The sequence below is a fragment of the Oceanobacillus longus genome (assembly GCF_042650085.1).
GTDB classification, from domain to species: Bacteria; Bacillota; Bacilli; order Bacillales; family Amphibacillaceae; genus Oceanobacillus; species Oceanobacillus longus.
On record NZ_JBHSAO010000020.1, the window covers coordinates 1 to 14,507 of the forward strand.

The 14,507-nt window shown below is 38.0% G+C and carries 9 protein-coding genes, 14 tRNA genes and 1 rRNA gene; 3 read left to right on the plus strand and 21 right to left on the minus strand.

From position 1 onward, the window contains the following. Window positions 1–613: 613 nt before the first annotated feature. Together rnhA and ACFOUV_RS18415 are read left to right on the plus strand one after the other, a co-directional pair. Window positions 614–1,276, plus strand: coding sequence for a ribonuclease H (gene rnhA / locus ACFOUV_RS18410; protein WP_379498244.1), 663 nt, complete (start codon window positions 614–616; stop codon window positions 1,274–1,276). Window positions 1,277–1,408: 132 nt separating this feature from the next. Further along, on the plus strand, window positions 1,409–2,233 hold the full coding sequence (locus ACFOUV_RS18415; RefSeq protein ID WP_379498245.1) for an alpha/beta fold hydrolase: 825 nt from the start codon (window positions 1,409–1,411) through the stop codon (window positions 2,231–2,233). 128 nt (window positions 2,234–2,361) lie between these two features. Here the strand turns inward: ACFOUV_RS18415 and ACFOUV_RS18420 are convergent, their stop codons facing one another. The 4 genes from ACFOUV_RS18420 to ACFOUV_RS18435 form a co-directional block, all read right to left on the minus strand. Then, window positions 2,362–3,579, minus strand: coding sequence for an MFS transporter (locus ACFOUV_RS18420; protein ID WP_379498246.1), 1,218 nt, complete (start codon window positions 3,577–3,579; stop codon window positions 2,362–2,364). A gap of 547 nt (window positions 3,580–4,126) precedes the next feature. Next, window positions 4,127–5,314: an amidohydrolase gene (locus ACFOUV_RS18425; protein WP_379498247.1), complete on the minus strand. Its 1,188-nt coding sequence runs from the start codon at window positions 5,312–5,314 to the stop codon at window positions 4,127–4,129. A gap of 24 nt (window positions 5,315–5,338) precedes the next feature. Then, window positions 5,339–6,721: an MFS transporter gene (locus tag ACFOUV_RS18430; RefSeq protein ID WP_379498251.1), complete on the minus strand. Its 1,383-nt coding sequence runs from the start codon at window positions 6,719–6,721 to the stop codon at window positions 5,339–5,341. 304 nt (window positions 6,722–7,025) lie between these two features. Further along, a complete protein-coding gene (locus ACFOUV_RS18435) occupies window positions 7,026–9,365 on the minus strand; it encodes a helix-turn-helix domain-containing protein (protein WP_379498248.1) in 2,340 nt (779 codons plus the stop codon). 316 nt (window positions 9,366–9,681) lie between these two features. Here ACFOUV_RS18435 and ACFOUV_RS18440 point away from each other — a divergent pair, with 316 nt between their 5' ends. Then, window positions 9,682–11,256, plus strand: a complete 1,575-nt coding sequence (locus tag ACFOUV_RS18440) for a BCCT family transporter (RefSeq protein ID WP_379498249.1) — start codon at window positions 9,682–9,684, stop codon at window positions 11,254–11,256. A gap of 237 nt (window positions 11,257–11,493) precedes the next feature. Here ACFOUV_RS18440 and ACFOUV_RS18445 read toward each other — a convergent pair whose 3' ends face one another. The 17 genes from ACFOUV_RS18445 to rrf form a co-directional block, all read right to left on the minus strand. After that, window positions 11,494–11,787, minus strand: coding sequence for a hypothetical protein (locus tag ACFOUV_RS18445; protein ID WP_379498250.1), 294 nt, complete (start codon window positions 11,785–11,787; stop codon window positions 11,494–11,496). Between the two features lie 101 nt (window positions 11,788–11,888). After that, the gene (locus ACFOUV_RS18450; RefSeq protein WP_379498252.1) at window positions 11,889–12,350 is read right to left on the minus strand and encodes a BCCT family transporter; all 462 of its coding nucleotides are present in this window, start codon (window positions 12,348–12,350) and stop codon (window positions 11,889–11,891) included. A 397-nt stretch (window positions 12,351–12,747) separates the two neighbouring features. Further along, window positions 12,748–12,831, minus strand: a tRNA-Leu gene (locus ACFOUV_RS18455). Between the two features lie 8 nt (window positions 12,832–12,839). Then, window positions 12,840–12,913, minus strand: a tRNA-Cys gene (locus ACFOUV_RS18460). 10 nt (window positions 12,914–12,923) lie between these two features. After that, window positions 12,924–12,998: transfer RNA gene (locus tag ACFOUV_RS18465), tRNA-Gly, on the minus strand. 3 nt (window positions 12,999–13,001) lie between these two features. Beyond that, window positions 13,002–13,076 (minus strand) — tRNA-Gln (locus ACFOUV_RS18470). Between the two features lie 14 nt (window positions 13,077–13,090). After that, window positions 13,091–13,163 (minus strand) — tRNA-His (locus tag ACFOUV_RS18475). Between the two features lie 11 nt (window positions 13,164–13,174). Further along, window positions 13,175–13,245, minus strand: a tRNA-Trp gene (locus tag ACFOUV_RS18480). 27 nt (window positions 13,246–13,272) lie between these two features. Continuing rightward, window positions 13,273–13,357 (minus strand) — tRNA-Tyr (locus ACFOUV_RS18485). 22 nt (window positions 13,358–13,379) lie between these two features. Further along, a tRNA-Phe gene (locus ACFOUV_RS18490) sits at window positions 13,380–13,452 on the minus strand. A gap of 42 nt (window positions 13,453–13,494) precedes the next feature. Then, a tRNA-Asp gene (locus ACFOUV_RS18495) sits at window positions 13,495–13,571 on the minus strand. Between the two features lie 124 nt (window positions 13,572–13,695). Further along, a tRNA-Met gene (locus tag ACFOUV_RS18500) sits at window positions 13,696–13,772 on the minus strand. Window positions 13,773–13,812: 40 nt separating this feature from the next. Further along, a tRNA-Val gene (locus ACFOUV_RS18505) sits at window positions 13,813–13,888 on the minus strand. A 4-nt stretch (window positions 13,889–13,892) separates the two neighbouring features. Beyond that, a tRNA-Glu gene (locus ACFOUV_RS18510) sits at window positions 13,893–13,967 on the minus strand. A 16-nt stretch (window positions 13,968–13,983) separates the two neighbouring features. After that, a tRNA-Ser gene (locus tag ACFOUV_RS18515) sits at window positions 13,984–14,075 on the minus strand. A gap of 3 nt (window positions 14,076–14,078) precedes the next feature. Further along, window positions 14,079–14,153 (minus strand) — tRNA-Asn (locus tag ACFOUV_RS18520). Window positions 14,154–14,277: 124 nt separating this feature from the next. Beyond that, window positions 14,278–14,393, minus strand: a 5S ribosomal RNA gene (rrf, locus tag ACFOUV_RS18525). Between the last annotated feature and the right edge of the window lie 114 nt (window positions 14,394–14,507).

Below are 14,507 nucleotides of genomic sequence, written 5' to 3' on the forward strand. Positions count from 1 at the left end.
TTTTTATTTGTGCAACCTTCTAACATTTTGGTTGCAATACTCTGTACTTTTATTATGCATTAAACAACCCACCAATTCCTGTAATAAAATAACTGACTGAAATAGTTAAAAATCGTTTTATATTCATCACAACCCTTTAAGAAATTTTACTATTAAAACTTATTTTATTCTTCAACTAACCTGCCAGTTAGTTTAAGTATATTTCTTCACAATCTCTATATTTATTTTAACATAATTATTCAGATTACCTTGTATAACCAAGAAAATAGAATCATTTATCTTATTTATTAGATCACGATTTGCATACAAAATGTACATAAAAAAATTGACTACAAATTGATATGCTATTAAGTATTCAATTTATGTTTCATATTTAATGTTTGTGATAAGTAACAGAAGCCGTTGGTATCTGTAATCTCACTTTTCCTCTTATCCATTATAAGTATTACTCGAATAGTCGAACAATCGAGATAGCTGAAGCCACTTCTTGTCCGAAGGCGATTCATCTCCACACTACTTCGTTGAGAATGGAGTCTTCTCGCCTAAAATGATAATTGTAAACTTAAATGATATAATTGTTTACATGATTAATTAACGTGCGAGGGGTAATACAATGGCAAAGAAAAAACATTATGTTGTCTGGGTTGGTAGAAAACCCGGTATTTATTCAAGCTGGGCAGAATGTCAAGCACAGACAAATCACTTTGATCAAGCAAAATTTAAATCCTTTGAAAGTTGGGAACAAGCAGAGAAAGCCTATCGTGAAGGCTGGCAACATCATTGGGGTAAAGGAAAGGCACAAAAAACTACAAAAGGTCAAGCGGATAAAAAGACAGGTACACGTAGACCAAGTGATGTAACCTCCGATGAAATCGATTATAACAGCATTTCCGTTGACGTTGGAACCCGTGGGAATCCTGGTCCAGTCGAATATCAAGGTGTCGATACACGAACAGGTGAAGTCATCTTTTCCTATGGGCCAATTAGTAAAGGCACGAACAATCTAGGTGAATTTCTTGCGATTGTACATGCATTGGCATATTTAAAAAAGATAGGTAGTAATAAAACCGTTTACACGGATTCCCGAAATGCCATGAAATGGATAGAGAAAAAGGCTGTATCGACAACACTTAAAAGAGATGAATCTACCGCTGAAATATGGGAATTAATTGACCGTGCCCACCACTGGCTTCACCATCATACATATGAAAATAAAGTCCTTAAATGGGAAACGAAAAAATGGGGTGAAATAAAAGCTGATTATGGACGAAAGTAAATAGGTTCAGGGGGAAGGTCCACCGTCCCTTAATTAACCTTCATTTAGCAAAGAAATAGAGTTCATTCACATGTTTCCCTTAGTTGTCGTAAATAATAATCATAATTATATTCTTTCATAGAGGTGACGAGGGTGAAACAAGATAGTTATTCAAAAGCAGAGATTATTTTGGGAAATGTTAAAGTATACTGCGAGTATATTCTAAATGGAAAGCCTCCGATCGTATTGATTCATGGGTTTGTTTCGTCTATTTATACATTCAATCGTCTAATACCGTTACTGGAGAAACATTTTTCAATTTTAGCTTTGGATTTACCGGGCTTTGGAAAAAGTGAAAAATCAACCTCTTTTGTCTATACGCATGAAAACTATGCGAAGTTGGTTGCCAAATGTATTGACTATTTCAGCTTAGAAAATGTGTGTATCATCGGTCATTCTATGGGTGGGCAAGTAGCCTTATACACTGCGAGAGTCATCCCGAATAAAATCAAAAAATTAGTTTTACTTAGCAGTTCTGGCTACTTAAGAAGTACGAATCGTTGGATGGTTTATTGCTCTTATCTTCCGTTATTTAACCAGTTTGTTAAACAGCGAGTTAAAAAAAGTAATGTAAAGGAAAGCCTGCAGAATGTTTTTTATAATCCTTCATTAATCACAGAAGAACATATAAGAGAATTTGAAAATCCATTAAAGGATAAGAATTTCTATAAGTCTTTAATAAGACTATTACGACATCGAGAGGGTGATTTAGACAGTGATCAACTAAGAGAAATCCAAACACCAGCATTATTAATATGGGGGCAGGAAGATAGGGTGGTACCATTAGGAGTGGGCAAACGAATGGTTCGAGATTTGCCAAACGCCAAATTAATTACGTATGAAGAGACTGGTCATTTTGTTACAGAGGAACGGTCGAAAGAGATTTATGAAGAAATCCTTAATTATATTAACGTGTGAAAGAAATTAGATAAGGTGCATAGAAATTATTTGTATTTAATAAGAAGCCTTACCATCATGCGGCTTCTTATTAATGCGTGCTCATGTGTGAATCAATTCACTTTGAAGCTGGTACACTTACATTAGACTTAATTGAATTTATACTCCCCAGTTTTTACTGGCTTTGTTCTTACTAAAAGAATAACGAAGCCACATACAAATGCACTTATTCCCATAGCAATAAAGGCCACATTATAATTACCACCGAAAGCGGAAATTAAATATCCAGTAATCGTAGGAGATAGAAAACCTCCAATCGTTGAACCCATATTAATAATGGCAATGGAGGAGCCAATCACTTCTCGCCGAATCAATTTATGCGGCCAGCTGAATAAAGTAACGTAAACTGCATTGGATGTAAGTGTAAAAATAAACATCATAATAATAGACACAACCAAGCTATCTGCTATGGCAAAAGTAATACACGCAAGCCCACAAAGGATAATACCAGTTAAAGCAAACCGCTTGTCCTTTCCTTTAAAAACTTTATCGACAATAAAGCTTGAACTCAGTGCCCCAACACTCATTAAAATGGCATTAATACCCAATATCATACTAATTCCTTTTAAATCAAATCCAAAATCTGCTTCATAGAGGGATGGCAGCCAGGAGAGATAGCCATATAGAACAATATTTAGAAAGAGTAGTGCAGCAAATAAGATAAATACATTTTTATCTTTAAACACAACGCTGATTGAAATCTTATCCTCTTTTTTCTTTTGTTCTGCATTAGGATCCTTCTTCTCTTTCGGAAAGAAGAAGAAAATCATCAGAATCGAAACAGCAAATAATAAAGCTAATCCGAAATAGGCATAACGCCAGTTCATATTAATTAACGTCGAGCCTAATGTGAAGGCAAGAATGCCACCAATACCGGAAGTAGATAAGATTAATGACTGGACAAACATCTTTTGTTTGGGCTGAATGGTATTTGCTACAACCTTTGCCGAGCTTATTGGTACTCCAGCATGACCTAGACCTGCAATTAACCGAATAACCATCAATAAAATTAATGCACTCACCAATCCAAAGAAAAGAGTCGCCACTAGAATGGTACCAATCGAAATTAATAATACCTTTTTCGGTCCAATTTTGTCAGAGAGCCATCCACTTGGAAATTGCATCACCGTATATCCGATGAAGAACATACTCATTAATAGGCCTGATTGGCTAGCACTTAACCCCAATTCTGCTTCCATTGGAATGATTGCTGCGGCGATCATATTTTTGTCCATATAGGTCAATGCATATCCAAACATAATAGAGATAATTAGCATGACGTTATTTTTGGGCTTCTGTTGACTCATTTTTTCCACCTCTAATATTTTCTAATTTTTCTCAGGTTAACTGGTTGCAAGACCCTTAACAAAAAAATTTGAGAGTAATAAGAATAGTAAACAAAGGGAGGACTGCAAATCAGATTTTTATCCAGCGAGTCTCTCCTATCGTATTAACAATCCATTGGGAAAGAAAAACGCGCACGGATTGAATGGTCACTTTTCCTATACTACCCTAAAACTTCATTTAAAAAATAAGGAAGGGAAAGTTTTTATACGATTGGCATAAGAAATACCGATAGTATCTCCATATACTATCGGTATCTTTTACAGGTTAATAAAGTATAAATTTGGACAGCAATTAATACTTACACATAAACGGCCACGTCCAGCTCCAGCGCCCAGGGACTAGCGAGACTTCCTTCACCTCCATACGATAAGTCAACATCGGCTTCCTACGGTCGCCGTGTTTCCTTTATCTCCTACGTAGGAATGTTCGACTAGTCGAACGAACCACCACCCCACAGTACGGGGCGCAGTCCGTACGTCCCTTAACGAGCGCTTACGCTTTTGTTCTTTAATTCTTTTCAAAATAACCGCAAACAACATGACCTACTGCTTTTGCTGCGACAAGGATCGCATCTTCATCAATTTCAAATTTAGGATGATGATTGAAATAAGGTTTTTCTACTCCTTTTGGTGTACATCCGATATAGAAGTAGCAACCTGGGATTTTTTCTAAATAATATGCGAAATCCTCGGATGGAGATAGTGGTGGATATTCTTTTACTTCCTTAATATCCTTGTCATTGGCATGCTTTAGTATTTCAGCAACCATCGCTGTATATTCTGGATGGTTATATAATGGCGGATAGTCAGCATTGTATTCCAGTGTACACTTCACACCGAACTCTACTTCAATTCCTTCCACAATACGTTTAAATTCTTTTTCGATTATTTCTTGGCTTTCCACGCTCATATAGCGTATATCACCTTCAAGCTCGATACTATCTTTAATCACATTGAACGTACCTTTTCCATCGAAGGAGCCGATTGTAACGACACCGACATCCATTGGATTTAATCTACGGCTAATAATCGTTTGAACAACCGTAACAAAATGGCTACCCGCAACAATCGCATCATTTGCATTATGTGGTGATGAACCATGACCGCCTTGCCCTTGTATTTTCAATTTAAAATACGACCTACCATTAAACGAATACCCGCTGTGATATCCAACGACACCAGCTTCATCCATCGGTAGCACATGAATCCCAAAGATAGCATCTAAGTCGTCTAACTTTCCGGAGTCCAACATACTTTTCGCTCCACCTGGTGGTACTTCTTCTGCATGCTGATGAATAATCTTAATCGTTCCGTTCAGTTGATCCTTTAATTGAATAAGACAATCCGCAAGAATGAGTAAGTATGCTGTATGGGCATCATGACCACACGCATGCATAACACCTTCATTTTTGGATTTAAATGGGACATCTGCTTCCTCTGTAATTGGAAGTGCATCGAAGTCCGCTCTAAGTCCGATCGTTTTTCCTGGTTTTCCACCAGCAATGGTTACGACAATCCCGTAACCATTACCAACATTTGTTTCTACTTTTACATCTTTATCGTTATAAAAATCTGCAATATATTGAGCTGTTTTCTCTTCTTTAAAGGATACTTCTGGATTTTCATGTAGATAGCGGCGAATTTCAATCATTTCTTCTTTACGCGATTCTAACATTTCCATTAATTGGCTTCTCAATATAATCGTCTCCTTTATAAGTTATTAGCGCTTTTCACCTGAATCTTGTGGAACAAGAACAACGATTGAGATTAATGCTAACACTGCAAATATAACGTTTGTGATAATTCCTGCAGTTGCTGCAATATCCACGGTACTTAAGACAGTTATTGTACTAAACACCGTTGAAGAAATCGCTATACCAAATGCATTACCAAGTGAGCTTGCCATTTTATATACACCGGAAGCTTCCCCGACTTTATCATCTGGTGCAAAACTAACAGCTGTGTCAGTTGATGGTGTTGCATACATACCAAGTCCTAAACCGAATAAGATGAACCCGACAAATACAATAATTGTATACATTAGATCCGGCAAGAAGGTAAGTGCCATCATTCCAACACCAATTAAAGTTATAGTAGTTCCCCATACCATTGGCTTTTTCGCCCCAGTACGCTGCATGATTTTCTCACCAACTCGAATCATACCAAGTACTGCTACGAGATAACCTAGTGAAAGCATTCCAGATTGAAACGCTGAAAATCCTCGTCCTACTTGTACATATGTGTTCGCTACGATTAGTGTACCTGCTACCGCATTTAACAAGAAGTTAGAGATTGTAGCACCAGTATACGGTTTAGTTTTAAACAATTTGAAATCAATTAATGCATTTTCCCGTTTTGATTCATATTTAATAAAGGAGATAATACCAATAACCGTCACTACTGCTAGTCCAATTGTTATTGGACTTGTCCAACCAAAGCCTGCTCCCTGAGTAATAAGGACATTTAAAGCTAGCATAGTTATAATAAATATTCCTAGACCACCAAAGTCAAACTTAAATGAACCGGTTGTTTTTGCTTTACTCTCAGGTACGTCTTTAATTAACCATAAAGCAAGGAGGGCAACTATAATGGAGAAAATGAAAATCCATCTCCAACCCATAGATGTTGCAACTAAACCACCAAAGAATGAAGTTAAACCAGAACCACCCCAAGAACCAATAGACCAGTAGCTAAGTGCACGTTGACGTTCAGCACCTTCATAATATTCCTTCACTAAAGCAATAGTTGCTGGCATAATAGCTGCCGCTGATAACCCTTGTAATATACGTCCTAAAATTAACAATACAGAACCATTCGCTAAAACAAGCATTAATGATCCGACAATACTTAAAATTAAACCTATGTTTGTAATTTTCTTTCGACCAATTCTATCTGCTAATCCACCTGCTACAACAATGAACATTCCAGAAAACAGCGCTGTAAGACTAACTGCTACGTTTATCGTTCCTAATGAAACACCTAAATCTGATTGTACTGCTGGGACTATATTGACCATAGCTTGAGCAAACAGCCAAAAAGTAATGACCCCAAACACAATACCTGTTAACAACTTATTCGTACCTTTATATGTTGTTTCCATGATACAACAACCTCCTATTTTTCAAAAAAATACTGGCAATCCTTCTATGATCGCCACCTTAACCTGCTTGTTTATGTTCAAAAATGATTTTATAATAGTGCAATAAACAATTTATGAGCTCATATTTATTACTTCCTCATTATAAGAGATCTCCACTTTTTAAATAAGGTATTTTTCTGCTTCATCACCAAGAAATCATGTACCTTTTTTCACATAGGTTAACGCAGGTAAAAAATTAACCGTTAATTTTTTACAAAAAAAGATAATTCCTAGGTAACAGACTATCAATTATCTAAAAAACAGCCAATTATAGATGTGCTCTTCGTATATCAAAGAAATGAATGGCATTGATTGTCATATAGGAATAAAACGACCAATCCCCAGCAATCTGCTCATCGAACAGTTCTAACGACGGCTGACTTGTTTCTGTAATGTAATCAATAACCTCCGCATCCATTCCAAACGCACTATTCAAATCCCACCATTTTGTATATAGTGCTCCGCGATCTTTATCGAATACGCGTTTTCGAATCTGATAATCACCTGGCTTTATCCCTGCAATTGTAACGCGAATATCTTTGTTTAATTTTTTTAGAAATGTTTCTTCTACCGAATAATATGGATTTACATTATTGATATTCATGAGGATAAGTTGATATCCTCGGTCATTTTCCGTCATCACATACGATGATCCTTGTGCAATGATGGTTCCAGTTAACCTCTCTAAAAACTGCATTGCAAAGTATGTTGGGCGTTTCCCATTAAAGTAATGGTAAAGCTCTAACCCTTCCATCCGAATTTGCCGATTCTTTCCCGACTTCTCGTGCTGCTCCGTATTAATCCAAAAGCCCATGGATTCTACTTCGTTTGCTAATTCGAGTGCATTTTTCAATATTAATGCACCACGGAAAAACGTCCCATTCGTGTGTCTCGTATTCCCTGAAAGTGTATTCCAGCTCACCAAACTAAGGGGCTTACTTTTGCCATACTTTCTTATATATCGCTTTAATTTATCTGTCTTTTCCTTTATATACCCTTCTGCAAGTGAAAAGCGATCATCACCTAATTCTGTAAAGTCAATGATCTCGTTTTGATTCGCTTCATAGCCAATGAAATCGAGTGGTACATTTTCTTCTACCAGCCACGTATGGTTGTTTGTCGTCTTCTCTTTTTCAAAAGAAAATGGCAAAAAGGCACCGACACGGATCGCTGGCACAAGTGATTTTAATGCTTCGTACAATTTCAAGTAGATGCGCTTCAACTCACTTCCACTTACAGCTGTTAGGCTTGGTTCATAAAACATAAAATGCCATTTTTCAAGATAGGAGGTTCCATACACATTCATACAATGTTTCATAAAATTAATTAACTCTTTAAAATAAGCTGCTTCATCACTCGTTATTTCCTTATAATCGACCCGAACAAAAAGCGATAAATCATGTACCTTCAGGAAATTTAAAGCAAAATCTGCGTTATAATAAGGCGAAGTCGTCGCAATGATTTCATCTGTTTCAACAGGTGTAATGAAGGTTGAACCACCAATCAATCGTCGGATAGCAATATTTTCCAGGCGCAAATCCTTTTTTGCCATTAAAATTTGTGACCGTACACCTTCCTTTAATAGCTCCCTTAACTCGCCAATAGCAAGATTATGCATGGGCCGATTAATTTTGTGTTTCGTCACCTGCTGTAAATCAAGGTTTAATTCCGAAAGTTGCGTCTCAGAATTCGTATAGGATTCATCTGTATCCGTAAGAAACATACCTAGCTTCTCTAAAACCTCTGGTGATTTGATAATATGCATAGCATCATCAAAATCATAGGATTTTATAAAATCGATTCTTTCTTCCTGATTTTCCTCCCGATAAACTTTAGGCGTTTGCTTGTATACTTCTTTAAAGTAACTCATAAAAGACTTTGTATTTGGAAAGCCATTATTCATTGCAATGTGGGAAATAGACTCCGACGTATACAGTAAGTCCTTCATGGAATGCTCTAGTCTAACCTTCATCAAAAAGCGATTAAAACCAATCCCCATTTTATTTTTAAAATAACGTGACAAGTATCCGGAAGATAAATAAAATCGTTGAGCTATTGTTTCTAATGTGATTGCTTGATTATAATTTTTCTCCATATAATCAATAATTTGTGTTAAACGCTGATCAGCCGTATCCACTCTTTCCAATGTGCTGCCCTTTTGCTTAAACCGGCGAATTAAAATAAGCAGAATTTGACTAACGTATGCTTGTAGTTCAATTCGATAACTTTCTTCTCTTCGGTAGTAACTAACCATCAATTCAGCTAATAGCTTACGAATGCTATTGATCATCGATTCCCTTCCCATATCTATGTCCAAAGAGTTGCATTCAAATCGACTATATGGATATTCCTCATATTGCTCCAACATAAAACGATCCGAAATAGTTAGGATCAACACACGATTTTCGATACTACCATCAGCCTGATAAAGTTGATTGCGATTAATAACGAGAACATCTCTTTCTTTTAATGGATAGATTCGGCTATTCGTTTCAATTGTCAGCTCCCCATGAATAACAAGAATGACTTGAATCCCTTGATTTAATCGTGGAGCCAACGATTCGATTTGTTGTAAATTTATTGTAAAGTCTGTCATGTGATCATTCATATTATCTTTCCCCATTCTTTAATGGTTGCTATTACTTTTAGTTTACACGTTGTCTATTTAGGGAAGCAATAAAAAAGAGTATGATTACCTTGCTCCTGATACCCCCTGTGAAGTCGCACGGTTTCTATCCGTTTGCCGTGCTAAAATTGATTCGTAATCATATATACATATTCGGTGGAAGAATGTGCAAAATAACCGATGACTTAAACCAGACTCTTTTAAAAGAAAGAAAAGTCAGACCTTGATTGAAAAGATTTGTGATTATGTTAATATGAAAAACATGATAAATATCATACGAAGAGGATGGGAATATATAATGAAAGAAAAAAGAAAACAATTTTCCAGTGTATTCACTTACGCTTCCATACTTGTCGGAATACTGGTACTTCTAGGTGCTATTTTTCCCGATCAATTTGGTAAAACTTCTGGCGCTATTGGTTCATGGGTTACTGAAACTTTTGGTTGGTATTATATGACGATTTTTACTTTAATTCTGTTCTTTTGTATATTTTTAGGTTTTAGTCCAATCGGTAAACTCAAACTCGGTAAACCAAATGATAAACCAGAGTTTAATACGTTATCATGGTTAGCCATGCTGTTTAGTGCTGGTATGGGGATTGGCTTAGTTTTCTATGGCTCATCTGAACCAATCTCACATTACCTAGCTCCGCCTACTGCTGATCCTGAAACAAGAGCTGCTTTGGCTGAAGCAATGAGATCGACTTTTCTGCACTATGGATTTCATCCATGGGCTGTATACGGTATTGTAGCACTGGCATTAGCTTATTCACAGTTCAGGAAAGGTGAAGTTGGTTTAATATCCAAAACATTACGGCCTATTTTAGGCGATAGAGTGGATGGTCCTATCGGTAATATTGTTGATGTTTTATCGGTATTCGCAACCATTATTGGTGTCGCTGTTTCTTTAGGGATAGGGGCCATGCAAATCAATGGGGGCTTGAACTATCTCTTCGGTATCCCTAACAATCAGCTCGTCCAAGGTATCATCATCGCTGTTGTTACGGTGCTGTTCTTATACAGTGCCTGGAGTGGATTAAGCAAAGGTATTCAGTATTTAAGTAATTTAAATATGATTCTTGCAGGTCTATTGTTTGTTGCTATCTTAATTCTAGGTCCAACTTTATTTATTCTCAATATGATGACAAGTGCAACTGGTGATTATTTTAATACGCTAATATTTAATAGTTTGGATGTGGCTCCACTAAATGAACAAAAACATGAGTGGATGCAGTCCTGGACGATCTATTATTGGGGTTGGTGGATGAGTTGGAGTCCATTTGTAGGTATATTTATTGCAAGGATTTCGCAAGGGCGATCCATCCGTGAATTTATCTTTGCAGTATTACTCGTTCCAACTTTTGTGAGTATATTTTGGTTTAGCGCATTTGGTCTGACAGGAATTGAAGTGGGACAAAATGCACCAATCCTATTTGATATGCCACCGGAAACGCAGTTATTTGGTATTTTCAATGAACTCCCGATGAGTATCATTTTATCTATCATTACTTTGACGCTTATATCATCCTTTTTCATTACCTCAGCCGATTCTGCAACATTTGTTTTAGGTATGCAAACTGCTTTTGGTACGTTAAATCCTGCAAGTTTTATAAAAGTCGTATGGGGGTTATCGTTATCAGCAATCGCATATATATTGCTGTTAGCAGGTGGAGAAAGCGGATTAAATGCATTACAATCTGCAGCGATTATATCAGCATTGCCATTCAGTGTGGTGGTCATATTGATGGCGATCGCATTTTACAAAGATGCTAATCAGGAAAGAAAGTCGTTAGGTTTAACACTTACTCCAAATAAAAAAGCAATGAAAGAATATATTGATAAAACAAAGAAGGAAGAAGATAAAAGGAGCTAATACACGAGGATTTACAATGAGTCGTATCTGTTTATGATACGGCTCATTAATCATTTATAAGGAGTCAGACGCCAGCTTCATCAGAAAAAGTAGTGGAACCCCTAGATTATTTGCACTAATAATTGCGGTGAATAAATGTGCGACAGCAACAAAGGGTGCATCAAATTTCATGTACTCCGGAAAAAAGTGAGACGTACATCGAATGAAACGATGCACGTCTATTCCGTTCATAACTGCTTAATAACCATAATAATGTGGGTAGTACGGATATGGAGGGTATGAAGGGTATGGTGGATAGGCTGCATATACTGGATAAGGTGGATAATAACCATAATTCGGACTGAAAACTGCACCTGCCAAAAGGCCACCTGCCAGCGCACCTACAAATGGTACGAGAAAAGGACCAACAAATCGCTCTTCCCCGTGAATATCTTGGCTTTCCACTCTATAATACGGTTGCTGTAAATAGCCTTCATGTAAATCATTCATATGCTCCGGAGATTCCATATTTTCTTTCCATTCTTTATTCATCTATTTCCCTCATTTCTAAATACATATCTACTCCATTAGCCTATGCATCATGTACCAATAATTATTGGGCTATTGTACTGATTCCGATTAATTTTAAACCCTTACTTTTTTTGTTTTCCATTAACTTTTTCCAATCTCAGTGACTTTAAAAGAGAACAAACCATAAGCAGCAATATAATAGAAAATGGAAACGCAGCAATAATCATCACATTTTGTACTGCTTGCAGTCCTCCGCTATATAACAAATTAATAGCAGTTAATGAAAGAACGATACCCCAAACGAATTTAAACCGTTTTGCAGGATTTAAAGATCCATTAGTGGAATGCATACTCAAAACAAATGTCGCTGAATCAGCAGAAGTTATAAAGAAAACAACAATTAAAATTATCGTTAAAATCGAAGCAATTATACTAAACGGCATTGTACTCAAGATACCAATCAACGTAAACCATAAAAAATTAACTAAAGAAGGAACAAGTAAAACTGCAATAGGGAATTCTCTAAGTGTACGCCCCTCTGAAACTCTCGCAATAAATGTACCTACATATGGTGACCAAGCAATCCACCATACCCAAGACTAGTTACAATACCTGTAACTGTTGCAATCAAGGCAAAAGTATCGATTACCTTACTACTATTGTTCGGAACTCGGTCTTATAGCATTGGCCGAAAATATTTTCTGGATTTGCTTCAAATGCGGATATACTTCTGATTATGCGTACCGATTCAAGGAAGGACAACGTTTCCAACTCGATAAGCTCCGTTGCTATATCGATTACATCGGTGCTAATTTTTTGCTACGTCGATTGCCTATAAAAAAAACACTCGCCCTGAATTAATGAAAGGAAAGCGGAAGTAAGAGTACCTATGCACGGGACTAAATATCGAAGGCTCAACGCAAAATGTACGCAAAAAAGACGGCGCTCTCCAAAGAGAACACCGTCCTATTAATGTTATGATACCGGTGGTCGGGGTCGAACCGACACGTCCGTGAAGACACGGGATTTTGAGTCCCGCGCGTCTGCCAATTCCGCCACACCGGCATGTGATATGGAGGCGGTAACCGGATTTGAACCGGTGATAAAGGTTTTGCAGACCTCTGCCTTACCACTTGGCTATACCGCCAATAATATAATGGAGCGGAAGACGGGATTCGAACCCGCGACCCCCACCTTGGCAAGGTGATGTTCTACCACTGAACTACTTCCGCAAATGGCTGGGCCACCAGGATTCGAACCTGGGGTACACGGGATCAAAACCCGATGCCTTACCGCTTGGCTATGGCCCAAAAATTATTATGAGGGCGACCGATGGGAATCGAACCCACGAATGCCGGAGCCACAATCCGGTGCGTTAACCCCTTCGCCACGACCGCCATAATAAAAGCAGGGGTAGTAGGAATCGAACCCACATTGACGGTTTTGGAGACCGTAGTTCTACCGTTAAACTATACCCCTATATGAAATTTAGTTGAAAATAAAACATGGTGGAGGGGGGCAGATTCGAACTGCCGAACCCTGAGGGAGCGGATTTACAGTCCGCCGCGTTTAGCCACTTCGCTACCCCTCCAAAAATGTTTAAATAAAAAAGGTGGCTCGGGACGGAATCGAACCGCCGACACAAGGATTTTCAGTCCTCTGCTCTACCGACTGAGCTACCAAGCCATGGAATATTATTAAATTATAATACTACTCTCTTAAAAAAAGTGGCGGTCCGGACGGGACTCGAACCCGCGACCTCCTGCGTGACAGGCAGGCATTCTAACCAACTGAACTACCGGACCTTATTTGAAATAAGGAAATTTACTTAACCATTAATAATAATTAATTGGTTGATTGCACTCTTCAAGCACTACTGATTTTCAATTAACAAAGAAGTCTATTCAACGTAGTTAACCTGAAATAATTTGGTTGCGGGGGCAGGATTTGAACCTACGACCTCTGGGTTATGAGCCCAACGAGCTACCAGACTGCTCCACCCCGCGATTTGGGAGATAAATTAATATTTATCTAAATGTTTAAAAATGGTGGAGGATGCAGGGCTCGAACCTGCGACCCCCTGCTTGTAAGGCAGGTGCTCTCCCAGCTGAGCTAATCCTCCATGTTGGTGACCCGTACGGGATTCGAACCCGTGATACCGCCGTGAAAGGGCGGTGTCTTAACCGCTTGACCAACGGGCCATTAAATAATAAGTAGTGGCGGAGAGCGAGGGATTCGAACCCTCGAGGCCGCGTTAGCGGCCTACACGATTTCCAATCGTGCTCCTTCGGCCACTCGGACAGCTCTCCATTTGGCTCCACAGGTAGGATTCGAACCTACGACCGATCGGTTAACAGCCGATTGCTCTACCACTGAGCTACTGTGGAATAATCCAATACCGAAATTCTAAGTTAATAGTTCAAACATTGATTGCTTGTCCTCGGAATCTAGATATTTCGGAGCAGAGCCATTGCTATAATAACTTTAAACGTTATACAGTAATGGATTGTTGCCTGGCGGCGTTCTACTCTTGCAGGGGCAATGCCCCAACTACCATCGACGCTGAAGAGCTTAACTTCTGTGTTCGAGATGGGAACAGGTGTGACCTCTTCGCTATTGCTACCAGACATTCCTTGAAAAACAAGGACAAGTTACATTATATGCATTTTCAAACTAAAATGCAAGTCTTTTTTAACTTATACCTTAAAAACTAAATAAGAGTGAATCAAGACATCAAAAAG

Bases quoted from the DNA above. Each gene is read 5' to 3' on its own strand.
- rnhA (WP_379498244.1), top strand. From the start codon at position 614: ATGGCAAAGAAAAAACATTATGTTGTCTGGGTTGGTAGAAAACCCGGT.
- ACFOUV_RS18420 (WP_379498246.1), bottom strand. From the start codon at position 3,579: ATGAGTCAACAGAAGCCCAAAAATAACGTCATGCTAATTATCTCTATT.
- ACFOUV_RS18435 (WP_379498248.1), bottom strand. From the start codon at position 9,365: ATGAATGATCACATGACAGACTTTACAATAAATTTACAACAAATCGAA.
- ACFOUV_RS18440 (WP_379498249.1), top strand. From the start codon at position 9,682: ATGAAAGAAAAAAGAAAACAATTTTCCAGTGTATTCACTTACGCTTCC.
- ACFOUV_RS18445 (WP_379498250.1), bottom strand. From the start codon at position 11,787: ATGAATAAAGAATGGAAAGAAAATATGGAATCTCCGGAGCATATGAAT.